Here is a 22,719-nt window from a genome sequence, read left to right as displayed (position 1 = left end):
CCATGAGCATCGTCGCGACGACCGGACCCGACGCCCGGCGGCGGGAGCTCGCCGCCTTCCTGCGCAGCCGGCGCGAGCGCATCACCCCCGAACAGGTCGGCCTCGTCCGGGGCCGCCGGCGCCGCACGCCCGGCCTGCGCCGCGAGGAGGTCGCCCAGCTCTCCGCCGTCGGCGTCACCTGGTACACCTGGATCGAACAGGCCCGGGACATCCACGTCTCCCCGCAGGTCCTCGACGCCCTCGCCGACGCGCTCCTCCTCGACCCCGCCGAGCGCGCCCACCTCTTCGCCCTCGCCGGACAGCCCGACCCCCGGCCCGGCGCTCCCGGCGCCGCGGTCACCCCCGCCGTGCGCGCCCTGCTCGACCAGCTGGAGCCGGTGCCCGCCGCCGTCCAGAACAGCCGCTTCGACCTCCTCGCCCACAACCGCACCTTCGGCCGGCTCTTCCGCGACCTCGACGCGCTGCCGCCCGAGGACCGCAACACGCTCTGGCTGGCCTGCACCGATCCGGAGTTCCGGGCCGCCGTCACCGACCTGCCGGAACTCATCGCCCTGCTCGCCGGCAAGCTCCGCGCCCAGATGGCCGAGCACCTCGCCGAGCCCGCCTGGAAGCGGCTGGTCCACCGGCTCGAAGCCGCCTCGCCCGAGTTCCGCGAGATCTGGGCCCGGCACGACGTGGTCGCCCCCGGCGGCCGCACCAAGGTGATCCGCAACGCCCTCGTCGGCCCGCTCCGCTTCGACCACACCAACCTGTGGCTCGGCCCCTCCGCCGGACCCGTCCTCGTCACCTACGTGCCGCTCGACGAGGAGACCCGGGCCGGCTGCGCCCGGCTCCTGGAGCTGGTGGTCCGGGATCAGGCCGGGCGTCCTCCGCTCGCCGCCGCCTGAGCGGCCGGGTCCTCCGCGTCCAGGGCGCGGGCGGTGCGCTCGGCGGTGCGCCGGGCCCAGGGGCCGGTGGTGACGGCACCGGCGAGGAGGACGGCGAGCCCGCAGGCGGTGACCACCCAGTAGCCGGGCCGGGCCGCCGCGACGAAGCCACCGGGGGAGGCCAGGCCCGCCGCCAGCAGCGCGCCGGTCACCGCGACGCCGAGGGTCTGGCCGGTCTGGCGGCTGGTCGAGGCCACGGCGGCCGCCACCCCGGCCTGCGTGCGGGGCATGCCGGAGACGGCGGTGTTCGTGATGGGGGCGTTGACCAGGCCGAAGCCGGTGCCGAAGAGGACGTACCCGGTGAAGAGCAGCACGTCGTCCGTCTCGGCCTCGAAGGCGGCGAAGAGGAGCGAGCCGGCCGCCATCGCCGTGCCCGCGAGGAGCAGCGGCAGCCGGGGCCCCCGGGAGCCGGTGAGCCGGCCGGAGACCGGGGCGAGCAGGAAGGTCGTGCCCGCCAGCGGCAGCATGTGGAGCCCCGCCTCCAGGGCGTTCAGGCCGCGCACGTCCTGGAGGTACAGGGTGTTCAGGAAGAGGAAGCCGCCGAGCGCCGCGAAGGCGCAGACCGCGATGACGACGGCCCCGCCGAACGGGGCGCTGCGGAAGAACCGCAGGTCGATCAGGGGTTCGCGGCGCCGGGGCTCGTACAGCAGCAGGCCGGTCAGGGCCACCGCCGCGATCCCGGCGAAGAGCGGGTCGGTCTCGATGATCGCGTACGTGAGGGAGGCCAGCAGCGCCGTGACCAGGAGCTGGCCCACCGGGTCGGGGCGGCGGGGGCGGGGCGCCCGGGACTCGGGGACGTACCGCAGGGTCAGGACGAGGGCGGCGAGGGCCACCGGCAGGTTCACCCAGAAGACGGCCCGCCAGCCGACGGTCTCCACCAGGAGACCGCCCACCAGGGGGCCGGCCGCCATGGAGACGCCGACGACCGAGCCCCAGACGCCGATGGCACGCGCGCGTGCCGCCGGTTCGGTGAAGGTGTTGGTGATGATCGACATGGCGACCGGGTTGAGCATCGATCCGCCGACGGCCTGCACCATGCGGAAGGCGATCAGGGTCTCCTGGTCGGGGGCGAGGGAGCAGAGCAGCGAGCCGAGGGCGAAGAGGACCAGGCCGGTCGCGAAGACCTTGCGGCGGCCGATCCGGTCGGCGGTGGAGCCGGCGAGCATCAGCAGCGAGGCGAGGACCAGGGTGTAGGCGTCGACGATCCACTGCATCCCGGCGACGGAGGCGTCCAGGTCCCGCCGGATCGAGGGCAGGGCGACGTTCAGCGCGGTGTTGTCCAGGCTGACGACGAGCAGGCTCGTGCAGCAGATCGCGAGCACGACCAGCCGGCGTCTCCGGGTGAGCTCGGGCATAGCCGGATCGTACGGCTGTCTAACGATCGGCGCGGTGCGGGACAATGGGGTCCATGACCGCGTTCTCCCCCCTCTCCATCGGCCCGCACCTCGTGCAGCCGCCGGTGGTGCTCGCGCCCATGGCCGGCATCACCAACGCCCCCTTCCGTACCCTCTGCCGCGAGTTCAGCGGAGGCAAGGGCCTCTTCGTGAGCGAGATGATCACGACGCGGGCGCTGGTGGAGCGCAACGAGAAGACGATGCAGCTCATCCGGTTCGACGCGACGGAGCAGCCGCGCTCGATCCAGCTGTACGGGGTGGACCCGGTCACCGTCGGCAAGGCGGTGCGGATGATCGTCGACGAGGACCTCGCGGACCACATCGACCTGAACTTCGGCTGCCCGGTGCCGAAGGTGACCCGCAAGGGCGGCGGCTCGGCGCTGCCGTACAAGCGCCCGCTGCTGCGGGCGATCCTGCACGAGGCCGTGACGAACGCCGGCGACCTGCCGGTGACGATGAAGATGCGCAAGGGCATCGACGACGACCACATCACCTATCTCGACGCGGGCCGGATCGCGGTCGAGGAGGGCGTGACGGCGATCGCCCTGCACGGGCGGACGGCGGCGCAGCACTACGGCGGCACGGCCGACTGGGACGCGATCGCGCGGCTCAAGGAGCACGTGCCGGAGATCCCGGTGCTGGGCAACGGCGACATCTGGTCCGCGGACGACGCGGTGCGGATGATGCGCGAGACCGGCTGCGACGGGGTGGTCGTGGGCCGCGGCTGCCTGGGCCGGCCGTGGCTCTTCGCGGACCTCGTGGCGGGCCTGGAGGGCACCGGCGGGTACCGGACGCCGGGGCTGCGGGAGGTCGCCGACGTGATGGTGCGGCACGCTCGGCTGCTCGGCGAGTGGCTCGGGGACGAGTCGCGCGGTGTCATCGACTTCCGCAAGCACGTGGCCTGGTACTTGAAGGGATTCGCGGTCGGTTCGGAGATGCGCAAGAAGCTGGCGGTCACCTCGTCCCTGGAGGAGCTGCGCGCTCAGTTGAGCGAGCTGGACCTGGAGCAGCCGTGGCCGGCCGGTGCGGACGGTCCCCGGGGTCGTACGTCCGGAAACAACCGGGTTGTCCTGCCGGACGGCTGGCTGAAGGACCCCTACGACTGTGCGGGAGTGAGCGAGGACGCCGAGCTGGACACGTCCGGGGGCTGAGATTTTCGGCCTTCCGAGGGAGTGATCCTCGCCACCCTTGAGGGGGGTGGTGCTCAGATGAGCAGATTACAGGCAGGTGCACTGCCTGAAGGGGTGGCACTGGGTGCCACCCCTTTTGTGTTCAAGAGTTGAACGCAAATGGGCGGGAAGAGCGCTCATCTGAGCGTGTAGTCCCTGGATTGGGTCAAGCGGGCTTCGGGGCGTGAAAGCGGAAGCCTCGCATCGGTAACTTTCGAAGTGGGGGCGGACGGGTGGTTAAGACCGTGTGACCGGTAGGCGTACCTCCCCAGAAGCCTTCGATCTGGGTATGTTCCTCGCCGTCAGGGCAGCCAACCGAGTCGTCGAGGAGTCGAGACCCGTGTCGGAAAACAATGATCAGAAGTTCGTGTACGACTTCACCGAGGGCAACAGGGACCTGAAGGACCTGCTCGGTGGCAAGGGGGCCAACCTCGCCGAGATGACCAACCTCGGTCTCCCGGTCCCTCCGGGCTTCACGATCACCACCGAGGCGTGCAAGGTCTACCTCGAGTCCGGCTCGGAGCCCGTCGCCCTGCGCGACGAGGTCTCCGCCCACCTCGACGCCCTTGAGCGGCAGATGGGCAAGAAGCTCGGCCAGGCCGACGACCCGCTGCTGGTCTCGGTCCGCTCGGGCGCCAAGTTCTCCATGCCGGGCATGATGGACACGGTCCTCAACATCGGCCTCTCCGACGAGTCCGTGAACGGCCTCGCCCGCCAGGCGGACAACGAGCGCTTCGCGTGGGACTCGTACCGCCGGCTCATCCAGATGTTCGGCAAGACCGTCCTCGGCGTCGAGGGCGAGCTCTTCGAGGACGCCCTGGACGAGGCCAAGGCCGCCAAGCAGGTCGCCAGCGACACCGACCTGGACGCCGCCGACCTCCGCGGGGTCGTCGAGCACTTCAAGGCGATCGTGAAGGCCGAGACGGGCCGCGACTTCCCGCAGGACCCGCGCGAGCAGATGGACCTCGCCATCGAGGCCGTCTTCAACTCGTGGAACACCGACCGCGCGAAGCTGTACCGCCGCCAGGAGCGCATCCCCGGCGACCTCGGCACCGCCGTCAACGTCTGCTCCATGGTCTTCGGCAACCTCGGCCCGGACTCCGGCACCGGCGTCGCCTTCACCCGCGACCCGGCCTCCGGCCACGAGGGCGTCTACGGCGACTACCTGCAGAACGCGCAGGGCGAGGACGTCGTCGCCGGCATCCGCAACACGGTGCCGCTGGCCGACCTGGAGTCGATCGACAAGAAGTCGTACGACCAGCTCATGCAGATCATGAACACGCTGGAGACCCACTACAAGGATCTCTGCGACATCGAGTTCACGATCGAGCGCGGCCAGCTCTGGATGCTCCAGACCCGCGTCGGCAAGCGCACCGCCGGTGCCGCCTTCCGCATCGCGACCCAGCTCGTGGACCAGGGCCTGATCGACGAGGCCGAGGCGCTCCAGCGCGTCACCGGCGCCCAGCTCGCGCAGCTGATGTTCCCGAAGTTCGACGAGAACGCGAAGGTCGAGCAGATCGGGCGCGGCATCGCCGCCTCCCCGGGCGCGGCCGTCGGCAAGGCCGTCTTCGACTCGTACACGGCCGTCAAGTGGTCCCGCTCCGGCGAGAAGGTCATCCTGATCCGCCGCGAGACCAACCCGGACGACCTGGACGGCATGATCGCCGCCGAGGGCATCCTGACCTCGCGCGGCGGCAAGACCTCGCACGCCGCCGTCGTCGCCCGCGGCATGGGCAAGACCTGTGTCTGCGGCGCCGAGGAGCTGGAGGTCGACACCAAGCGCCGCCGCATGACCACCGCCTCCGGCGCGGTCATCGAGGAGGGCGACGTCGTCTCCATCGACGGCTCCACCGGCAAGGTCTACGTCGGTGAGGTACCCGTCGTACCGTCCCCGGTCGTCGAGTACTTCGAGGGCCGCATGCACGCCGGCGCCGACGACGCCGACGAGCTGGTCCAGGCCGTCCACCGGATCATGGCCTACGCCGACCGCGTCCGCCGGCTGCGCGTCCGCGCCAACGCCGACAACGCCGAGGACGCCTCCCGCGCCCGCCGTTTCGGCGCCCAGGGCATCGGCCTGTGCCGCACCGAGCACATGTTCCTCGGTGAGCGCCGCCAGTACGTCGAGCGCCTGATCCTCGCCGACACCGACACCGAGCGCGACGAGGCCCTCAAGGCCCTGCTGCCGCTCCAGAAGACCGACTTCGTCGAGCTCTTCGAGGCGATGGACGGGCTGCCGGTCACGGTCCGCCTGCTCGACCCGCCGCTCCACGAGTTCCTGCCCGACATCACCGAGCTGTCGGTGCGCGTCGCCCTCGCCGAGTCCCGCAAGGAGCCGCACGAGAACGACCTGCGCCTGCTCCAGGCCGTGCACCGGCTGCACGAGCAGAACCCGATGCTGGGTCTGCGCGGTGTCCGTCTCGGCCTGGTCATCCCCGGCCTGTTCACCATGCAGGTCCGGGCGATCGCCGAGGCCGCGGCCCAGCGGATCGACGCCAAGGGCGACCCGCGCGTCGAGATCATGATCCCGCTCGTCGGCACCGTCCAGGAGCTGGAGATCGTCCGCGAGGACGCCGAGAAGGTCATCGCCGAGGTCGTGGCGGAGACCGGCGTGGAGCTGAAGCTGGCGCTCGGCACCATGATCGAGCTGCCCCGCGCGGCCGTCACCGCCGGCCAGATCGCCGAGGCCGCCGAGTTCTTCTCCTTCGGCACCAACGACCTCACGCAGACGGTCTGGGGCTTCTCCCGCGACGACGTGGAGGCCAGCTTCTTCACCGCGTACCTGGAGAAGGGCATCTTCGGCGTCAGCCCCTTCGAGACCATCGACAAGGACGGCGTCGGCGCGCTGGTCCGCTCCGCGGTCCAGGCCGGCCGGGCCACCCGCCCCGACATCAAGCTCGGCGTCTGCGGCGAGCACGGCGGCGACCCGGAGTCGGTGCACTTCTTCCACGAGGTCGGCCTCGACTACGTCTCCTGCTCGCCCTTCCGGATCCCGGTGGCGCGCCTGGAGGCGGGCCGCGCGGCGGCCGAGGCGAAGGGCAGCGACAGCCGCTGACCCGAGGGGCCCCCGGGCCCCGTGAAGCCCCCGGGACCGCCGTCGGTCATCCCTTCCGAACCCTCACCGGCGGACGGCGGTCCCGGATCCGAAAGAGACGGGACGGACACCTTGTGCGGAGGTGTCCGTCCCGTCGTTTTCACGTCAGATTCACGCGCAATTACGTCCGCATTGAATTATTGGAAATTGAACGTCTGTGTTTGCGGTCGTTTCGGCTGTGGCCCCCGGATCCCCACCCGGGGGCCACACCCTTTTTCATGGTGTCGGGCAGGTGAGCCGCAACCCTCGCCGACCGCCGCCGGACGGGCAAAGCCCCCCACGGTCTTCACCACGTCACCTCGGTCCTGAAGGTTTCCTGCCCGACCTGCACAGCATTTCCGTTGGGCCGTGTTCGCCGCGATGCTTTTCAACTGTGGCTGAAACACCCTGGTAACGTGCAGTGATGGTGTGCATACTCGACCGCGGGGTGGTTGCGAGTGCACAGGTGGGGACTTCATGCTTCGTATTCATTTCACCGCGGGCGATCTGGCGGGGGTGCGGATCGCCGCCCGCCCTGACGTCCTGTGGGAAACGATTCTCAGCTTTCACCGTTTAAGGGACCGGCGCGGCCCGGTGGTGTTCGGCGGATGGCGTACGGAAACGAGGGCGCGGCTCGGCGGGGAGACCCGGCTGCTGGCCGCGCTCGTCCCGAGCCGCGGCTATTTCCCCGATTTCCTCACCCCGGCGGAGGGCCTCCACGGCCTCGACGACGGCCTCGGCGCGGTCCGCGCGACCGCCCCCGGCCGGCTCCGCTCCGAGCTCTCCCTGCTGGCCGCCGACCGGACGGGCGGCCGCACGGTGCCGCACTCGCTGCGGGCCCTCGCCGACGGCGGCCCGGAGCCCTTCGACCGGCTGCTCGGGGCGCTGCGCAGCTACCACCGGGCGGCCGTGGAGCCGTACTGGGCGCACATCCGGGCCCGGGTGGAGGCGGACCGGGCGCGGCGCGGCCGGGCGGTGCTGGACGGCGGCGCGGAGGAGCTCCTCGGCTCGCTGCCGCCGATGCTGACCTGGCGGGCTCCGGTCCTGGAGGCGGCCTACCCGGTCGACCGGGACGTGCACCTGGACGGGCGGGGGCTGCTGCTCCAGCCCTCGTACTTCTGCCGGGGGACGCCGGTGATGCTGCGGGACCCGGCGCTGCCGCCGGTGCTGGTCTACCCGGTCACGCACGGGGAGTCGCCGACGGTCCGCCCGCCGGGGGTCTCCTCGCTGGCGAAGCTGGTGGGCCAGACCCGCGCGGAGGTCCTCCAGGCCATCGGGGACGGCGGGACGACGAGCGAGCTGGCCCGGCGGGCCGGGGTGTCGCTCGCCTCGGCCAGCCAGCACGCGGGCGTGCTGCGGGAGGCCGGTCTGATCGCCACCCTGCGGCACGGGAACGCGGTGCTGCACACGCTGACGCCGCTGGGCGCCGCGCTCCTCGGCGGAGGCGGGTCCCAGCGGCGCCCCGAGGAGCGCTGTTACGCGCGGAACGGGCCGGTCACCTCGTAGGTGATGCCGCCCGAGGAGCTGCCCGTGGTGCCGCGCTGGCTGGAGAAGTACAGCCGCGTGCCGTCGGGCGAGAAGGCCGGTCCGGTGATCTCGGAGCTGGACTGGCCGGTGATCCGCAGGAAGGGCGCGACGGTGTCGTCCGGCGTGATCAGGCAGATCTCCATGGTGCCGCCGTCCTCGGCGACGTAGAGGTCGCCGGAGGAGGCGCCGGTGACGTTGTCCACGCCGGTGAGCGGGGCGGCGCCGCCGGGCACCAGCGAGTCGTCGTAGGCGAGCTCGTAGGTGCTGTTCGCGAGGTTCAGCTGCCAGAGGCGGTTGTCGCCCTTGGTGGTGAACCAGACCTTGTCGTCGGCGTAGTGGCAGCCCTCGCCGCCGCTGAACTTCTTCGCGCCGGAGACCTGGGCGCGGGTGGTGGTCGGGGAGCCGTCCGGGTCCGGCACGTTCTGCCAGGTGAAGGAGCCGGAGGCGGCCGTGCCCGCCTTGAGCACCTGGAGGGTGCCCGAGGAGAGGTCGCCCCAGGTCGTGGGGACGAAGCGGTAGAAGCAGCCGTCGGTCTCGTCCTCGGTCAGGTAGACCACCTTGCGGACCGGGTCGGCGGCGGCGGCCTCGTGCTTGAAGCGGCCCATCGCGTCGCGGCGGACCGCCGCGTTCACGCCGTACGGGTCGGTCTCGTAGACGTACCCGAGGCTGACCTCCTCGCAGGAGAGCCAGGTGTTCCACGGGGTCTTGCCGCCGGCGCAGTTCTGCCGGGTGTTCGAGAGGATCCGGTAGGCGCCGGTGACGGTGCCGGTGGCGCCGAACCTCAGGGCGCTCGCGCCGCCGCTCGGGTTGATCTCCGAGTTGGAGACGTAGATCCAGCCGGTGCCGTCGGCGTAGCAGGCGCCGCCGTCGGGGGCGTTGTGCCAGGTGTACGAGGTGCCGGGGACGGTCTGTCCCGAGCGGGCGACGATCCGGCTGGTGAAGCCGGCCGGCAGCAGGATGCCGTTCGCGTTCGCCGGGCCGAGGGCCCCGTAGGGGCCGGTGCCGGGCTGGGCGGGCGCCGCGTGGGCGGCCCCCGCCGTCAGGGTGCCGCCGAAGGCGGCCGCCGACGTGCCGATGACCGCTCCGCGCAGGAAACTGCGTCGCTCCACGTCTTCTCTCCAGGGGTGTGGTGACCGCCCGCCGCACGGTCAGCGGCGGGGCCGCGCGGAGAGTGAACCTAGGAGCCCGGAGTTGACTGAGCATCAACAATCGGTGACGGGGAGAGGGCGGCTACGGGGCGGGGGAGTCGAGGGCGGAGCGGGACGCTAGGTTGCGGGCCATGGACGTCACGGCACAGCTGATCGGCACGTACCGGCTGCCCGGCGGGGGCACCCTGGTCGACGGGTTCCACGCGCTCGGCCCGGGCGGTGCCCGCCGCCTCCTGCTGCGGCGGGGCCACGACCTGGAGGTCCACGACCTCGCCGGCCTCCTCGCGGGCGAGCGGGCGCCCGACGCGGTCTTCCCGGTGCCCTGGCCCGGCTGGAACCACGGCGTGCACGCGGTCGCCCCGGACGCCGGCTTCGCCGTCTTCTCCGGACAGCGGGCCGTCCGGGCCGTGGACGCGGACGGCCGGACGCTCTGGGAGCACCGGCACGACTGCTGGGGCCCGCTCCTCGGGCACCCGCACACCGGCGACGACCAGCAGGTCTGCGACGGCCTGGAGCACGGCTCGGTGCACGTCTCGGCCGACGGGCGGCTCGTCTGGGCCCACGTCGTCGGGGACGACGGGGAGCGGGGCCGGACGGAGAGCTGGCGGGTGCTCGACGCCCGGGACGGCCGCGAGATCGACCGGATACCGCTGGACGACAGCGTGGCCGCAGGCTCGCACCAGCTGCCCCTCTCCGACGGAATCCACGTGGCGCTCTCCGTCGGCATGGGCCAGGACGGCTGCCTGCTCTACTGGGCCCGCAGGGAGGACGGGGCGAGCGTGGTGCGGGACCTCAACGAGGGCCTCGACCGCATCCTGCTCGACGTCCACCCGGACCGGGGCCGCCTCCTGACGGTCGAGCACTACGGCACCGACCTCCAGCTCCACGGCCTGGACGGCACCCTCCTCGCCGAGGCGGTGCCCACCGGCCCCGGGCCCGACCGCTGGGACTGGTACGCGGGCTTCGCCGACGCGGACACCGTCATCGGCTCCACCGGCCACGACTACGGCGACGACGACCCCGTGCGCCACTGGCTCCTCGACGGACACCTGACCCCGCTCGGCCCCGTCGTCTACCCGGCGCCCGTCACCGGCTACGCCCGCGGCCTCGGCGACGGCACCTGGCTCACCCACGACCGGGAGTCGGACACCCTCAGCCGCTGGACCCGAGCGGGGTCCTGAGGGCCGGCGGGCGGGCGTGCCGGAACCCCGGACGCCGCCGGTGCGGGGCGGGACCTTCGGCACTGGGGGCCGGGCTCCGCGACCCGGCAGACTGGACGCATGCGCGAAACCCGGGAGCTCACCGACATCGGCGGCCGCGACGACCTCGACGTGCTGCTGCGCCGCTTCTACACGGCGGCCTTCGCCGACCCCCTCATCGGCCCGTTCTTCACCGAGGTCGCCGGCACGGACCTGGAGGTCCACCTGCCGCGCATCACCGACTTCTGGGAGCGCGCCCTCTTCCGTACCGCCGCGTACACCCGGGACGCCTTCGGCCCGCACGCGGCGCTGCACTCCGCCCGCCCGCTCACCCCCGCCCACTTCGGGCGCTGGGTGCAGCTCTGGCACGCCACCGTCGACGGGCTCCACCGGGGACCGCTCGCGGACCGGGCGAAGGCGATGGGGGAGCAGATCTCCGTCTCGATGATGAAGCGGCTGGGCGGCCCCGGCGCGGAGGCCGAGGCGGCCTCCGGCGGGACCGGCGGATTCGTCCCGCTGGCGGCGCTCACGCTGCGCGCGGCGGCCTGAGCGAAAAAACTTCTCCGGGGAGCGATGAGTCCGGGCCGCCCGGTCCGTCTTCCCTCTCGACAGCACCGCACCGAAGCGGTGGACGACGGAGAAGAGAGCACACCATGGCCCCGCAGATGATCTTCGTGAACCTGCCCGTGAAGGACCTCGACGTCAGCCGGGCCTTCTACGAGAAGCTCGGGTACGCGATCAACCCGCAGTTCAGCGACGAGACGGCGGCCTGTGTGGTGATCAGCGACACCATCTTCGTCATGCTGCTCACCGAGGAGAAGTTCGCCGGCTTCACCGCCCCGGGCAAGCGGATCGCCGACGCCTCCGCCACCACCCAGGTGCTGCTCACGCTGAACGCCGAGAGCCGCGAGAAGGCCGACGAGCTGGCCGACCGGGCCCTGGAAGCGGGCGGCGGTCCGGCGAAGGAGGCCATGGACATGGGCTTCATGTACGGCCGCTCCTTCGCCGACCCGGACGGCCACCACTGGGAGGTCTTCTGGATGGACCCGGCCGCGGCCCAGGGCTGAGCCCCGGGCGCTCAGGCGGAGACGCCGCCGTCGACCACCAGGTCCGTGCCGACGGCGGAGCCCGCCGCGTCCGACGCGAGGTAGAGGACGGCCGCTGCCACCTCGGCCGCCGAGGAGATCCGGCCGAGCGGCGACTGCTCCTTCATCCGGACCTCCCGCTCGGCCTCCGTCTCGCCGGGCAGCAGCGACATCGTGGACTCCGAGGCGCCCGGGCTGACCGCGTTGATCCGCACCCCGTCGGCGATGTGGTCGCGGGCCGCGGCACGGGTGAGCGCCGAGACGGCCGCCTTGGAGACCTGGTAGCCGAAGACGCCGGGGATCCGGACGTGCGGGCCCAGGTTGGACGAGATGTTGACGATCGCGCCGCCGCCGTGCGCCCGCATGTGGGCCACCTCGGCCTGGAGGGCGTTCAGGACGCCGGTGACGTTGGTGTCGAGCAGGGCCTGCCAGTCGCCGAGGGGGAAGTCGGCGGCGCTGTGGCTGCCCCGGAAGATCCCCGCGTTGTTCACGGCGACGTCGAGCCCGCCGTACGTCCCGACCGTGCGCCGGACCAGCTCGCGGGTGGAGTCGGGGCTGGTGACGTCGGCGGTGACGGCGGTCGCGGTGCCGCCCTCCGCCTCGATGAGGGCGACGGTGGCGTCGAGCGCGGCGGCGGTGCGGCCGGCGGCCACCACCTTCGCGCCCTCGGCGGCGAAGGCACGGGCGATCTCCCGGCCGAGGCCGGAGCCGGCGCCGGTGACGAGGACGACGCGGCCGGTGAAACGTGCGGACATGGGAACTCTCCTGGGATCTCTGGCTACGGGGCGAGACGGACGGTGGCGAGGGTCAGGACGGCGAAGAGCGCGGCCGCCGCGGCGAGCGGGGCGGTGGAGCCGCCGAGGGTGAGCAGGGCGGCGAAGACCACGGTCGGCCCGAGCTCCATCGCCGTGTTGAGGACGCCGCCGGCGAGCCCGGCCCGGTCGGCCGGCACCCGTTCGGTGGCGAGGACGGCGGCGCCCGCGAAGGAGAGCGCGCCGCCGGCGGGCAGCAGGAGCAGCCCGGGCAGCAGCCCGTACGCGTACGGGACGGCCGGGTCGCCGGCGCCGGCCGCGAGCAGCGCGAGCCCCGTGCCGGCCAGGCCGAGTCCCGTGGCGGTGACCCGGCCGGGACCGTACCGGCCGAGCAGCGGGCCCGCGAGCCGTCCCGCGCCGAGCAGGGCGGCGGCGAAGGGGACGAAGGCGGCCGAGGTGAGCAGCGCGGACCAGCCGCGCTCCCGCTGGAGGGCGAGCGAGAGCAGGATGAAGACGGTGGCCGTGCCGGCGGCGGTGAGCGCGATGGCGGTGAGCCCGAGGAGGCGCCGCCGGTCGCGGAGGAAGTCCGGCGGGAGCAGCGGGTCGCCGGTCCGGCGTTCGGCGCGGGCGAAGGCGGCGAGCAGGGCGAGGCCGGTGAGCAGCGGGACGAGGACGGGCGCGGAGCCCCACGGGTGGGCGTCGGTCAGCACCAGGCCGGTGCTGGCGAGGACGATCCCGGCGGTGGCGAGCAGGGCGCCCGGCAGGTCGAGGGAGCGCGTGGCGCCCGCCGGGGTGGCGGGCAGCAGCCGGGGCGCGAGGAGCAGCGCGGCGAGCGCGACGGCGACCGGCACGGCGAAGGAGGCGCGCCAGGAGGCGGCGGCGGTGATCACGCCCGAGAGCAGGTTGCCGGCGGTGGCGCCGAGGACGGAGAGCCCGCCCCAGGTGCCCATCGCCCGTCCGTACGCGCCGGGTTCGGGGTACAGGGCGCGCAGGGCGCCCATGGCGGCCGGGGCGACGAGCGCGGCGCCGGCGCCCTGGGCGAAGCGGGCGCCGAGCAGCGGGCCGTAGCCGGTGGCGAGCGGGGCGAGCGCGGAGGCGGCGGCGAAGAGGAGCAGTCCCGCGGTGAGCGCCCGCCGGGCGCCGTACCGGTCGGCGAGCCGTCCGCCGAGCAGCAGCAGTCCGGCGAAGGTCAGTCCGTACGCGGCGCTGAGGAGGATCAGCTCGCCCCGGTCCAGGCCGAGTTCGGCGCCGATGCGGGGGAGCGGCACGGCGAGCGAGGCGAGCGTGAAGATGAGCGTCGCCTGCACGGTCCCGAGCAGCGCGAATCCCCGGCGGGCACCCCCGTGGTCCACCGGCGCGGCGGGTGCCGCGGTTTCCCCGTACGTCGTCATGCCGTCCCCCGTATCGGTTTGTACTTGACCGTTCATTCCAGAATGTGCCCCGAGAAAAGGCGCCCCCGCAAGGGCGCCCGTCCGGCGGCGGCTCAGTCGAGCAGCCGCAGGGCCTCCTCCGCCGCGTCCCGGACCCTGGCCGGGTCCGTCGACGCCTTGCCGACCACCCGGATCCCCTGGAGCAGGACCAGGAGCATCCGGGAGAGGGTGCGCGGATCGCGGCCCTCCGGCAGCTCGCCCTGGGCGCGGGCCCGGGTGAGCGCGGCGTACAGCAGGGTCTCGATCTGCTCCCAGCTCAGCTCGACCCGGCGGGCCACCACCGGATCGCGCGGGGCCAGCTCCGCCGCCGAGTTGGTGACGAAACAGCCGTTCAGGCGCTCGCGCTCCGCCGTCGCCTCGGCGGCGAAGCGGCGGACGAGCGCCCGCACGGCCGGCAACGCGGGGCCCGGCGCGGACAGCTCCTCGACGAGTCCCGGGTCGCGGGTCTCCAGGTAGCGGTCCAGAGCCTTCAGGTACAGCTCGTGCTTGTTGCCGAAGGTCGCGTAGATGCTGGCCCGGCCGATGCCGAGGTGCTCCACGAGGTCCGCCATCGACGTCGCCTCGTAGCCGCGCGCCCAGAACAGGTCGAGCGCCGCCTGGAGCGCGGCCTCGGGATCGAATTCCTTGGTCCTGGCCACGAGGAGACCGTACGTCTATCTGGAACGATCGGTCAAGATGTTGAGGGCGGGCTGGGCCAGACGGACCGGATAGACCTCCACCGTCACCTCGTCGTCGTCCAGGCACCGGCCCGTCTCCAGGTCGAAGCGCTGCTTCAGCAGCGGCGAGGCCACGAACGGGCGCCCGTCCGCCGTCCCGATCAACCCCCGGGACAGCACCTGCGCCCCGGTGAAGGGATCGCGGTTGTCGATGGCGTACGCCCGCCCCGCCCGGTCCCGGAAGACCGCCGCCTGCCGGCCGTCCGGCAGCAGCGCCGCCAGGCCCCGGCCCGGGGTCAGCCGGGCCTCGTCGCAGACCGCCATCCAGGAGTCGGGCGCGGGGGAGAGTTCGAGGGTCCTCGGGGCGAGCGTCGTCGGTGCGGTCATCGGGTGGCTCCTTCCAGGGTGCCGATCGTCAGGATCGTGAGGTCCGGCTTGATCTGGTCCCGCTCCGGCACGAAGCGCACCGTCGGGTCCGGGGTCTCCGGCGCGTTCACGAAGGAGACGAACCGCCGCAGCCGCTCCGGGTCGTCCAGGGTCTGCGCCCACTCGTCCTGGTAGTCGGCGACGTGCGCCGCCATCAGCGCCTCCAGCTCGTCGCAGAGGCCCAGCGAGTCCTTCACGATCACGTCCCGGAGGTGGTCGAGGCCGCCCTCCAGGCGCTCCAGCCACACCGACGTCCGCTCCAGGCGGTCCGCCGTCCGGATGTAGAACATCAGGAACCGGTCGATGAGCCGGATCAGTTCGGCGTCCGACAGGTCCTGGGCGAGCAGGTCCGCGTGGCGCGGGGTCGCGCCGCCGTTGCCGCCCACGTACAGGTTCCAGCCGTTCGCCGTGGCGATCACGCCGAAGTCCTTCGACTGCGCCTCGGCGCACTCGCGGGCGCAGCCGGAGACCGCCGACTTCAGCTTGTGCGGGGCGCGCAGGCCCCGGTAGCGCAGCTCCAGCTGGATCGCCATCCTCACCGAGTCCTGGACGCCGTAGCGGCACCAGGTCTGCCCCACGCAGGACTTCACCGTGCGCAGCGCCTTGCCGTAGGCGTGCCCGGACTCGAAGCCGGCGTCCACCAGCCGGGTCCAGATCGCCGGGAGCTGGTCGACGCGGGCGCCGAAGAGGTCGATCCGCTGACCGCCGGTGATCTTCGTGTAGAGGCCGTAGTCGCGGGCCACCTCGCCGATCACGATCAGCTTCTCGGGGGTGATCTCGCCGCCGGGGATGCGGGGCACCACCGAATAGGAGCCGTTGCGCTGGAGGTTGGCCAGGTGGTGGTCGTTGGTGTCCTGGAGCGCGGCCTGCTCGCCGTCGAGGATGTAGCCGCCCAGGCCGATGGCCGGCGCCAGGGACGCCAGGATCGAGCCGACGGTCGGCTTGCAGACCTCGCAGCCCTCGCCGCCCTTCGCGCCCTCCCGTCCGTGGGAGTCGAGCAGCGCGGCGAAGGACGTCACCCGCAGGGTGCGGGCGATCTCGTAGAGCTCGCTGCGGGTGTAGGAGAAGCAGCCGCAGAGTCCCTTGTCAGCCGCCTTCGGCAGCAGCTTCTCGATCACCTTCACGCAACTGCCGCAGCCCGTACCGGCCTTGGTGCACTTCTTCACCTCGGGCAGCGAGCCGCACTGGCCGATCGCGTGCTTGGTCACGTTGTGGCAGGAGCAGATGACGGCGTCGTCCGGCAGCGCGGACGGCCCGAGCGCCACCGGTGCCCCGGCCCCCGCGGGGAGGACCAGCTGCTCGGGGGAGACCGGCGGCTTCGAACCGGTCAGCGGGCGCAGCAGCCCGTACGACTCGGCGTCGCCGACCAGCACGCCGCCGAGCAGCCGGCCCTCGGCGTCCACCACCAGCTTCTTGTAGACGCCCGCCCGGGAGTCCGCGTAGACGACGTCGAGGCAGCCCTCGGCGGTGCCGTGCGCGTCGCCGAAGGAGGCCACGTCCACACCGAGCAGCTTCAGCTTGGTCGACAGGTCCGCGCCGGTGAAGCCGGTGGAACCGTCCGCCTCGTCGGCGAGCACCGAGGCCACCGTCTGCGCCATCTCGTAGCCGGGCGCGACCAGACCGTAGACCCGCCCGTCCGAGGCGAGCACGCACTCGCCGATCGCGAAGACCGCCGGGTCGGAGGTGCGGCACAGCTCGTCCACGGCGATGCCGCCGCGCTCGCCCACGTCGAGCCCGCACGCGCGCGCCAGCTGGTCCCGGGGCCGTACGCCCGCCGAGAACACCACCAGGTCGGTGGCGATCTCGGAGCCGTCCGACAGCTTCATGCCCGTCACGGAGCCGTCGGCCGTCACGACCTCCTGGGTGCCCGTGCCGGTGTGCACGGTCAGCCCCATCTGCTCGATCGTCCGCAGCAGCGCCGCGCCGCCGCCCTCGTCGACCTGCACCGGCATCAGCCGCGGCGCGAACTCCACGATGTGCGTGTCCAGGCCGAGGCCCTTCAGCGCGCCGGCCGCCTCCAGACCGAGCAGACCGCCGCCGACCACCGCGCCGGTCGTCGCCGTCTTCGCGTACTCCTCGATCGCGAGCAGGTCCTCGATCGTCCGGTAGACGAAGCAGCCGGTGGCGTCCTTGCCGGGCACCGGCGGCACGAAGGGGTACGAGCCGGTGGCCAGCACCAGGTGGTCGTAGGCGACGACCCGGCCCGACCGGGCGGTCACCGTCCGCGCCGCCCGGTCGATGCCCACGACGGGCTCGTCCGTGTACAGCTCGATGCCGTGCCGCTCCATGAAGCCGTCCTCGACCATCGACAGGTCGTCGGGCGTCTTCCCCGAGAAGTACGAGGTCAGCTGGACCCGGTCGTACGCCGGGCGCGGCTCCTCGCAGAGGACCACGATCCGGGCCCGCTCGGTGACGCCCCGGTCGGCGAGCGCCTCCAGGAACCGCTGGCCGACCATTCCGTGGCCGACCAGGACGATGGTGGGGGTGGTCATGAGGAGCCTCCGTCGTGGGTGAGCAGGTGCAGCAGGGGGGCCTCCGGCAGGGCCTCGTCGCCCTCCCAGGCCCGGGCGAGCGCGCCGACCGCGGCCAGATCGCCGAGGAGGACGCCCCCGACGAGCCGGTTGTCGCGGACGACGACCTTGCGGTAGGCGCCCTTGGTCGCGTCGGTCAGCTGGACGACGTCGTCGCCCGGCCTCGGGGTGGCCTCGCCGAAGGCGGCGAGGTCCAGCGGCTGCGCCCCGCCGAGGGTCAGCCGGGTGAGCGCCCGGGTGCCGGTGTAGCGGGGGCCGCCGGAGCCGGACAGCACGTCCGCGAGGACGTCCGCCTGCTCCAGCGCCGGGCCCGCCAGGCCGTAGACCCGGCCGGCGTGCTCGGCGCAGTCGCCGATCGCGTGGATGTACGGGTCCGAGGTGCGCAGCTCGTCGTCGACGACGATGCCGCTCCGCACGTCGAGCCCCGCCTCGCGGGCCAGCGCCACCCGGGGCCGCACCCCGCACGCCAGGACCACGACCTGGGCGTCCAGGACGAAGCCGTCGGCCAGCTCGACCGCCGTCACCGCCCCGTCCCGCTGCCGCAGACCGCTGACCCGGCACTCGGTGTGCGTCTCGACGCCGAGCCCGTCCAGGTGCTCCCGCAGCAGCGCGGAGGCGTGCGGGTCCAGGTGGCGCTCCATCAGGCCCTCGCCCTGCTGGGTGAGGACCACCTCCGCGCCCAGCGCCGCCAGCGCCCGCGCCGCCGACACCCCGAGGAGGCCGCCGCCGATGACGACCGCCCGCACCCCGGGCCGGACGACGGCCCGCAGGGCGAGGCAGTCGTCGAGGGTGCGGAAGGAGTGCACGCCCTCGGGGAGCTCCGCCCCGCGCAGGCCGCGCAGCGGCGGCAGCACCGGGTTGGAGCCGGTGGCGAGGACCAGCCGGTCGTAGCCGACCAGCGAGCCGTCGGCGCACTCGACCGTGCGGGCCGCCCGGTCGATCCCCACCACCCGCACGCCGCGGCGCGCCGGCTCGCGGGGCTCGGGCAGGGCGACGACCTCGGGGGCGTACCGTCCGGCGAGGACGTCGGCGAGCAGCACCCGGTTGTACGGGGCGTGCGCCTCCTCGCCGAGGAGGGTGACCGGCAGGCGCTGGGCGAGGCGGAGGCCCGCCGTTCCGCCTCCGACCACCACGATCCGTGTACTCATACCCGGAAGGGTGCGCGGCCGGTGTTTCCCGGTGGCATCCCGACTGTTTCCCGTACGGAACGCTGATCTCCGAAGGGCCCCGGGCGGGCTGTGAGGGTCCGCCGGGCCCCGCGGGGTTAAGGCGCGATCAGCCGTGCCTCAAGCCCGGCTTAAGGACCCCGGTTCCCGTATACGGGCCGCCCTAGGGTGACGGAGGTGACCACCGAGGCCCGCCACCACCCGCTCTACACCCCCGTGCCCGTGCCGCTCGCCCCGCACGAGTCCGGGCCACGCGCCCACCCCCACCCGGCCGCCGCCCCCGCCCCCGCGGCCGTACCGCGCCTCGCCCCCCGGCGGCTGCGGGAGGGGATCCTCGGCGGCGCCGGGGCCGTCGCCCTGCTGTGGGGAGTGCAGGCCCGCCCCTCCGCCCGCCTCGACGCCTTCTTCGCCACCGGCGCCCACCTCACCGGCCTCCTCGCCGGATACGGCGTCCTCGTGCTGCTCCTGCTGATGGCCCGGATCCCGGCCGTCGAGCACGGCGTCGGCGCCGACCGCCTCGCCCGCTGGCACTCCCGCGGCGGCCGGTACACGCTCGGCCTGATCGCCGCCCACACGGTCCTCGCCCTCTGCGGCTACGCCGTCCACACCCGTACCGACCTCGTCACCGCCACGGGCGACCTCCTCTCCTACGGGGCGATCGCCGCCGCCGTCGCCGGCACCGCCCTCTTCACCGCCGTCGGCGTCACCTCCGCCCGGGCCGTGCGGAGCCGGATCCGCCACGAGACCTGGCACGCCGTCCACCTCGGCGCGCTGCTCGCCGCGGCGCTCGGTTTCGTCCACCAGCTCGCCGGGCCCGACATCGCGGGCGGGCTCCTCACCCGCTGGCTCTGGTCGATGGCCCACGCCACCGTCGCCGTCCTCCTCCTCTGGTACCGCTTCGCCGTCCCCGTCCGCGCCGCCCTCCGCCACGACCTGCGCGTCACCGAGGTCCGCGACGAGGCGCCCGGCGTCGTCTCCGTCCTGGTCCGGGGCAGGGGAGTGGCCCGGCTGCGCGCCGAACCCGGCCAGTTCTTCCGCTGGCGGTTCCTTAGCCGCGGCCTGTGGGCCACCGCGCTGCCCTTCTCGCTCTCCGCGCCCGTCCGCGACGACACCCTGCGCATCACCGTGAAGGTCCGCGGCGACCACACCCGCCGGGTCCGCCGGCTCCGCCCCGGCACCCGCGTCCTCGCCTCGGGACCCTTCGGCGCGCTCACCGCCCACCGCCGCACCCGCCGCAAGGTCCTGCTGCTCGCGGGCGGCGTCGGCATCACCCCGCTGCGGGCGCTCTTCGAGACCCTGCCCGGCGGTCCCGGCGACATGACCCTGCTCTACCGCGCCTCCGACGAGGGCGGGCTCGTGCTCCGCGAGGAGCTGGAGACCATCGCCCGCGAGCGGCGGGCCGCCCTCCACTACCTGCTCGGCCCCTCGGACGGCTCCTACGACCCCCTCGCCGCGCGCGCCCTGCGGGCCCTCGTCCCCGACCTCGCCGCCCACGACGTCTACCTCTGCGGGCCGCCCGCCATGGCCCGCGCCGCGACCGCCTCCCTCCGCAGGGCCGGAGTGCCGGCCGCCCGCATCCACGCCGAGAACTTCGAGGAGCCGACCCCGTGACCGGACCCGCAGCCCCCACCCCGGCGCGACGCCACCGGGCCCGCCCCAAGCCCCCGTCCGAGGAGGGGCTGCGCCGCCGGCTGGCGGCGGTCCTCGTCGGCGCCGGAGCCCTCGCCGCCACCCTGCTGACCGGCGTCGATCCGGCGGCGCCGCCCGCCCCCGACCGGGAGCCGGGGCACGCAAGCTCAGACCTTGCTCAATGATCAGGAGATCGATGGACGGGGCAACGATCGCGTCCCTAGGCTCGCTGCCATGCCTGAGATCACCCTGACCACCCTCGTCCTGCTCTGCGTGGCCGCGCTCGTCGCCGGCTGGATCGACGCGGTGGTCGGGGGAGGCGGGCTGCTGCTCCTGCCGGCGCTGATGATCGGGCTGCCGGGCTCCACGTACCCGCAGATCGCCGGTACCAACAAGGCGGTCGCCATCGTCGGCACGACCGGCGCGGCCCTCACCTACGTCCGCAAGACGAAGGTGCCGGTGTGGACGGCGGTACGGGTCGGGCTCGCGGCCGTCGCGGGCTCGACGGCCGGCGCCCTCTTCACCTCGGCGGTCGACGAGCGGGTGCTGCGGCCGCTGATCATCGTGGTGCTCGTCGCCGTGGCGGCCTTCGTGATCCTCAAGCCGTCGTTCGGGGTGCGGGCCGAGGCGGACCGGGCGCCGCTCACCCGGGCCCGGGTCGTCACGGCGATCGTGCTGGTCGGCGGCGGCATCGGCTTCTACGACGGCCTGTTCGGGCCCGGCACCGGCACCTTCCTGGTGCTCGCCCTGACCGCCGTCCTCCACCTCGACCTGGTGACGGCCTCCGCCACCGCCAAGATCGTCAACGTCTGCACCAACGCGGGCGCCCTCGCGATGTTCGCCTACCAGGGCAGCGTCTACTGGCAGCTCGCCGCCTGCATGGCCGTCTTCAACCTGGCCGGCGGCATGATCGGCGCCCGGATGGCGCTGAGCAAGGGCTCGGAGTTCGTCCGCGGCGTGCTGCTGGTCGTGGTCCTCTCCATGGTCGCGAAGCTCGGCTACGACCAGTGGAGCTGACGGGCCCGCCGCTCAGCGCACCCCGATGAGGTGCCCGAAGGCGACCACGTTCCCCTGGTAGCCGCCGCTCTTCTCGGAGAAGCCGCCGCCGCAGGTGATCACCCGGAGCTCGGCGCGGTCGGTGGCGCCGTACACCTTCTCGTCGGGGAAGGCGTCGTTGTCGTAGACCTCGACGGCGTCGACGGTGAAGACCGCGGTCCTTCCGTCCTCGCGGTCGACCTCGATGCGATGGCCCTTCTTCAGGGCCCCGAGCGTGTAGAAGACCGCAGGACCGCCGGCGTTGTCGACGTGGCCGGCGACGATCGCGGTGCCCTTGGCGCCGGGCGTCACGCCGTCCCCGTACCAGCCCGCCAGATTGCGGTCCTCGGCCGGCGGAACCTCCAGGGAGCCGTTCGCGGCCAGACCGAGCCGGGTCATCGGCGCGTCCACGTCCGTCTCCGGGATGCGCAGCCGCACCGGCGGGGACGACGGCAGCGGGTCGGCGGCGGCGTCGGTGTGCACGCTCGGCCCGGCGGCGAACGCCTGCGCGGCGGACGGGACGGGCGGGGTGACGTCCTGCGAGCCGTTCTGGACCAGCCAGATGCCCGCACAGGCGGCCACCGCGATGCCCCAGCCCTTGCTCCTGTTGCTCACGTGCGTTCCTCACTCGGGGGAGGGGATGGCCCCGCCCCCGGCCGGCCGTGTGCGGGAGCCGGGCGGGGGCGGGACGAGGCGGTGTGATCAGTGGCCCTGGGCGCCGCTCGCCCGGCGCCGCATGAGCCACACACCGCCGACGGCAGCCGCGGCCAGCACCGCCGCGCCCGCCGTGATCTGGGCGGTGTCGGGGCCGATGCTGCCGCCGACACCGGTCTTGACGTGACCGCTGGGCTCGCGGTGCTTCACGGTCAGCTCGCCCCGGGCGGTCCGGCCGTTGTCGCAGGCGACGGAGATCCAGTGGGTGCCCGGCTTGGCGTGCTGGGGCAGCGTGAACTGCCCGACCGCGACCTCCTTGTGGGTGCTCGGGCTGAGCTGGAACTCCCCGGCACCGACCGAGTTGGCGTCGCCGACGCCGCGGCCGTGCTTGCCGCACGCCAGGGTGTTCACCGTGACGGTGGTGCCGGGCGAGGCGGTGGAGGGATAGATCTCCAGCGACTGGGGTCCGTCGTTGTTCGCGTACGCCGTCGGCGCGGCGAACGCGCCGAGCGCGACGACCGTCAGCGCGGTTCCGGTGAGCAGGCGGGCAGTGGGGCGCATGGTGGGGTCCTCCGGGGCGCGCGGTCGTTCGGTCTTCCGTACGACCGAGGTAACGGCCCTCGCGCGGCCCGCGCCTGCTGATGGGGCATCAGGATTGCGCCGTCCGATACGGCGCGTCGACTGGAATTCCGACGTTTCCGCAGGTCAGACCCGATTGCGACCCACTGCTCACCCCCACATGCCGAACGGGTGAGCACCCGCACACCCGTGCGCCACCGGAGCGCCTCCGAGCCCTGTGCGACCCCGCCGCCCCCCCCGTGTGGTCATGCGTTCCGCACGGGCGATGGGGTCCCCCCCCCGCTCGCGCGAAGCCGAGGGCTCGGGGGAGGGCGGGCGCACGGAACGGCGGAGCCGCGCCCGC

20 protein-coding genes are annotated in these 22,719 nt (G+C 73.5%); 10 read left to right on the top strand and 10 right to left on the bottom strand.

Annotated features, from left to right (window positions below):
* Positions 1 to 2 precede the first annotated feature (2 nt).
* Positions 3 to 887, top strand: coding sequence for a helix-turn-helix domain-containing protein (locus tag ACFVU3_RS16800; RefSeq protein ID WP_390066776.1), 885 nt, complete (start codon positions 3 to 5; stop codon positions 885 to 887).
* Here ACFVU3_RS16800 and ACFVU3_RS16795 read toward each other — a convergent pair.
* Positions 854 to 2,281, bottom strand: coding sequence for an MFS transporter (locus ACFVU3_RS16795; protein WP_390066774.1), 1,428 nt, complete (start codon positions 2,279 to 2,281; stop codon positions 854 to 856). The two genes, ACFVU3_RS16800 and ACFVU3_RS16795, sit on opposite strands and share 34 nt — an antisense overlap.
* Before the next feature lie 53 nt (positions 2,282 to 2,334).
* On the opposite strand from ACFVU3_RS16795, the gene dusB reads away from it, so the two are divergent.
* The 3 genes from dusB to ACFVU3_RS16780 all read left to right on the top strand — a co-directional run bounded on the left by dusB (position 2,335) and on the right by ACFVU3_RS16780 (position 8,065).
* Positions 2,335 to 3,471, top strand: coding sequence for a tRNA dihydrouridine synthase DusB (gene dusB / locus ACFVU3_RS16790; RefSeq protein ID WP_390066772.1), 1,137 nt, complete (start codon positions 2,335 to 2,337; stop codon positions 3,469 to 3,471).
* A 358-nt stretch (positions 3,472 to 3,829) separates the two neighbouring features.
* Positions 3,830 to 6,541 (top strand): pyruvate, phosphate dikinase, encoded by a 2,712-nt coding sequence (ppdK, locus tag ACFVU3_RS16785; RefSeq protein WP_390066770.1) that lies wholly within the window; start codon positions 3,830 to 3,832, stop codon positions 6,539 to 6,541.
* A gap of 495 nt (positions 6,542 to 7,036) precedes the next feature.
* Positions 7,037 to 8,065, top strand: coding sequence for an ArsR/SmtB family transcription factor (locus ACFVU3_RS16780; RefSeq protein ID WP_390066768.1), 1,029 nt, complete (start codon positions 7,037 to 7,039; stop codon positions 8,063 to 8,065).
* On the opposite strand, the gene ACFVU3_RS16775 is transcribed toward ACFVU3_RS16780, so the two are convergent.
* Positions 8,035 to 9,195, bottom strand: coding sequence for an alkaline phosphatase PhoX (locus ACFVU3_RS16775; protein ID WP_390066766.1), 1,161 nt, complete (start codon positions 9,193 to 9,195; stop codon positions 8,035 to 8,037). The two genes, ACFVU3_RS16780 and ACFVU3_RS16775, sit on opposite strands and share 31 nt — an antisense overlap.
* 170 nt (positions 9,196 to 9,365) lie before the next feature.
* Between ACFVU3_RS16775 and ACFVU3_RS16770 the strand changes: the two genes are divergently transcribed.
* The 3 genes from ACFVU3_RS16770 to ACFVU3_RS16760 all read left to right on the top strand — a co-directional run bounded on the left by ACFVU3_RS16770 (position 9,366) and on the right by ACFVU3_RS16760 (position 11,500).
* Entirely contained in the window at positions 9,366 to 10,415 is a 1,050-nt protein-coding gene (locus tag ACFVU3_RS16770; RefSeq protein ID WP_390066764.1) for a hypothetical protein, read from the top strand.
* 99 nt (positions 10,416 to 10,514) lie between these two features.
* Positions 10,515 to 10,982 (top strand): group III truncated hemoglobin, encoded by a 468-nt coding sequence (locus ACFVU3_RS16765; RefSeq protein ID WP_390066762.1) that lies wholly within the window; start codon positions 10,515 to 10,517, stop codon positions 10,980 to 10,982.
* A 104-nt stretch (positions 10,983 to 11,086) separates the two neighbouring features.
* Positions 11,087 to 11,500, top strand: coding sequence for a VOC family protein (locus tag ACFVU3_RS16760; RefSeq protein WP_390066760.1), 414 nt, complete (start codon positions 11,087 to 11,089; stop codon positions 11,498 to 11,500).
* 11 nt (positions 11,501 to 11,511) lie between these two features.
* Here the strand turns inward: ACFVU3_RS16760 and ACFVU3_RS16755 are convergent, their stop codons facing one another.
* From ACFVU3_RS16755 to ACFVU3_RS16730, 6 genes are all read right to left on the bottom strand, one after another.
* Complete coding sequence (locus ACFVU3_RS16755) at positions 11,512 to 12,273, bottom strand: SDR family NAD(P)-dependent oxidoreductase (protein ID WP_390066759.1); 762 nt, start codon at positions 12,271 to 12,273, stop codon at positions 11,512 to 11,514.
* Between the two features lie 23 nt (positions 12,274 to 12,296).
* Positions 12,297 to 13,661: an MFS transporter gene (locus ACFVU3_RS16750; RefSeq protein ID WP_390066757.1), complete on the bottom strand. Its 1,365-nt coding sequence runs from the start codon at positions 13,659 to 13,661 to the stop codon at positions 12,297 to 12,299.
* Between the two features lie 92 nt (positions 13,662 to 13,753).
* Entirely contained in the window at positions 13,754 to 14,338 is a 585-nt protein-coding gene (locus ACFVU3_RS16745) for a TetR/AcrR family transcriptional regulator (RefSeq protein WP_390066755.1), read from the bottom strand.
* A gap of 15 nt (positions 14,339 to 14,353) precedes the next feature.
* Positions 14,354 to 14,743, bottom strand: a complete 390-nt coding sequence (nirD, locus tag ACFVU3_RS16740) for a nitrite reductase small subunit NirD (RefSeq protein ID WP_390066753.1) — start codon at positions 14,741 to 14,743, stop codon at positions 14,354 to 14,356.
* Complete coding sequence (gene nirB, locus ACFVU3_RS16735) at positions 14,740 to 17,274, bottom strand: nitrite reductase large subunit NirB (protein WP_390066751.1); 2,535 nt, start codon at positions 17,272 to 17,274, stop codon at positions 14,740 to 14,742. The genes nirD and nirB overlap by 4 nt, the downstream gene beginning before the upstream one ends.
* Positions 17,271 to 18,461, bottom strand: a complete 1,191-nt coding sequence (locus tag ACFVU3_RS16730; protein ID WP_390066749.1) for an NAD(P)/FAD-dependent oxidoreductase — start codon at positions 18,459 to 18,461, stop codon at positions 17,271 to 17,273. Before ACFVU3_RS16730 ends, nirB begins: the two co-directional genes overlap by 4 nt.
* 195 nt (positions 18,462 to 18,656) lie before the next feature.
* Here ACFVU3_RS16730 and ACFVU3_RS16725 point away from each other — a divergent pair, with 195 nt between their 5' ends.
* From ACFVU3_RS16725 to ACFVU3_RS16715, 3 genes are read left to right on the top strand one after another with little or no spacing between them, the layout of a single operon-like run.
* A complete protein-coding gene (locus ACFVU3_RS16725) occupies positions 18,657 to 20,090 on the top strand; it encodes a ferric reductase-like transmembrane domain-containing protein (RefSeq protein WP_390066747.1) in 1,434 nt (477 codons plus the stop codon).
* Entirely contained in the window at positions 20,087 to 20,293 is a 207-nt protein-coding gene (locus ACFVU3_RS16720) for a hypothetical protein (RefSeq protein ID WP_390066745.1), read from the top strand. The genes ACFVU3_RS16725 and ACFVU3_RS16720 overlap by 4 nt, the downstream gene beginning before the upstream one ends.
* Before the next feature lie 49 nt (positions 20,294 to 20,342).
* The gene (locus ACFVU3_RS16715; protein ID WP_390066743.1) at positions 20,343 to 21,125 is read left to right on the top strand and encodes a sulfite exporter TauE/SafE family protein; all 783 of its coding nucleotides are present in this window, start codon (positions 20,343 to 20,345) and stop codon (positions 21,123 to 21,125) included.
* Positions 21,126 to 21,137: 12 nt separating this feature from the next.
* Here the strand turns inward: ACFVU3_RS16715 and ACFVU3_RS16710 are convergent, their stop codons facing one another.
* On the bottom strand, positions 21,138 to 21,758 hold the full coding sequence (locus ACFVU3_RS16710) for a class F sortase (RefSeq protein ID WP_390066742.1): 621 nt from the start codon (positions 21,756 to 21,758) through the stop codon (positions 21,138 to 21,140).
* An 87-nt stretch (positions 21,759 to 21,845) separates the two neighbouring features.
* Complete coding sequence (locus ACFVU3_RS16705; protein WP_390066740.1) at positions 21,846 to 22,358, bottom strand: hypothetical protein; 513 nt, start codon at positions 22,356 to 22,358, stop codon at positions 21,846 to 21,848.
* Between the last annotated feature and the right edge of the window lie 361 nt (positions 22,359 to 22,719).

The organism is Streptomyces sp. NPDC058052 (assembly GCF_042885515.1).
In the GTDB taxonomy this organism is placed as follows: domain Bacteria; phylum Actinomycetota; class Actinomycetes; order Streptomycetales; family Streptomycetaceae; genus Streptomyces.
The sequence above is the reverse complement of the archived record's forward strand: the minus strand, read 5'-3'. Positions and strand labels throughout refer to the sequence as shown.

Coding starts and splice junctions, on each gene's coding strand:
- ACFVU3_RS16795 (WP_390066774.1), bottom strand. CDS start 2,281: ATGCCCGAGCTCACCCGGAGACGCCGGCTGGTCGTGCTCGCGATCTGC.
- ACFVU3_RS16760 (WP_390066760.1), top strand. CDS start 11,087: ATGGCCCCGCAGATGATCTTCGTGAACCTGCCCGTGAAGGACCTCGAC.
- ACFVU3_RS16715 (WP_390066743.1), top strand. CDS start 20,343: ATGCCTGAGATCACCCTGACCACCCTCGTCCTGCTCTGCGTGGCCGCG.
- ACFVU3_RS16780 (WP_390066768.1), top strand. CDS start 7,037: ATGCTTCGTATTCATTTCACCGCGGGCGATCTGGCGGGGGTGCGGATC.
- nirD (WP_390066753.1), bottom strand. CDS start 14,743: ATGACCGCACCGACGACGCTCGCCCCGAGGACCCTCGAACTCTCCCCC.
- ACFVU3_RS16750 (WP_390066757.1), bottom strand. CDS start 13,661: ATGACGACGTACGGGGAAACCGCGGCACCCGCCGCGCCGGTGGACCAC.
- ACFVU3_RS16770 (WP_390066764.1), top strand. CDS start 9,366: ATGGACGTCACGGCACAGCTGATCGGCACGTACCGGCTGCCCGGCGGG.
- ACFVU3_RS16765 (WP_390066762.1), top strand. CDS start 10,515: ATGCGCGAAACCCGGGAGCTCACCGACATCGGCGGCCGCGACGACCTC.
- ACFVU3_RS16755 (WP_390066759.1), bottom strand. CDS start 12,273: ATGTCCGCACGTTTCACCGGCCGCGTCGTCCTCGTCACCGGCGCCGGC.
- dusB (WP_390066772.1), top strand. CDS start 2,335: ATGACCGCGTTCTCCCCCCTCTCCATCGGCCCGCACCTCGTGCAGCCG.
- ACFVU3_RS16730 (WP_390066749.1), bottom strand. CDS start 18,461: ATGAGTACACGGATCGTGGTGGTCGGAGGCGGAACGGCGGGCCTCCGC.
- ACFVU3_RS16800 (WP_390066776.1), top strand. CDS start 3: ATGAGCATCGTCGCGACGACCGGACCCGACGCCCGGCGGCGGGAGCTC.
- ACFVU3_RS16705 (WP_390066740.1), bottom strand. CDS start 22,358: ATGCGCCCCACTGCCCGCCTGCTCACCGGAACCGCGCTGACGGTCGTC.
- nirB (WP_390066751.1), bottom strand. CDS start 17,274: ATGACCACCCCCACCATCGTCCTGGTCGGCCACGGAATGGTCGGCCAG.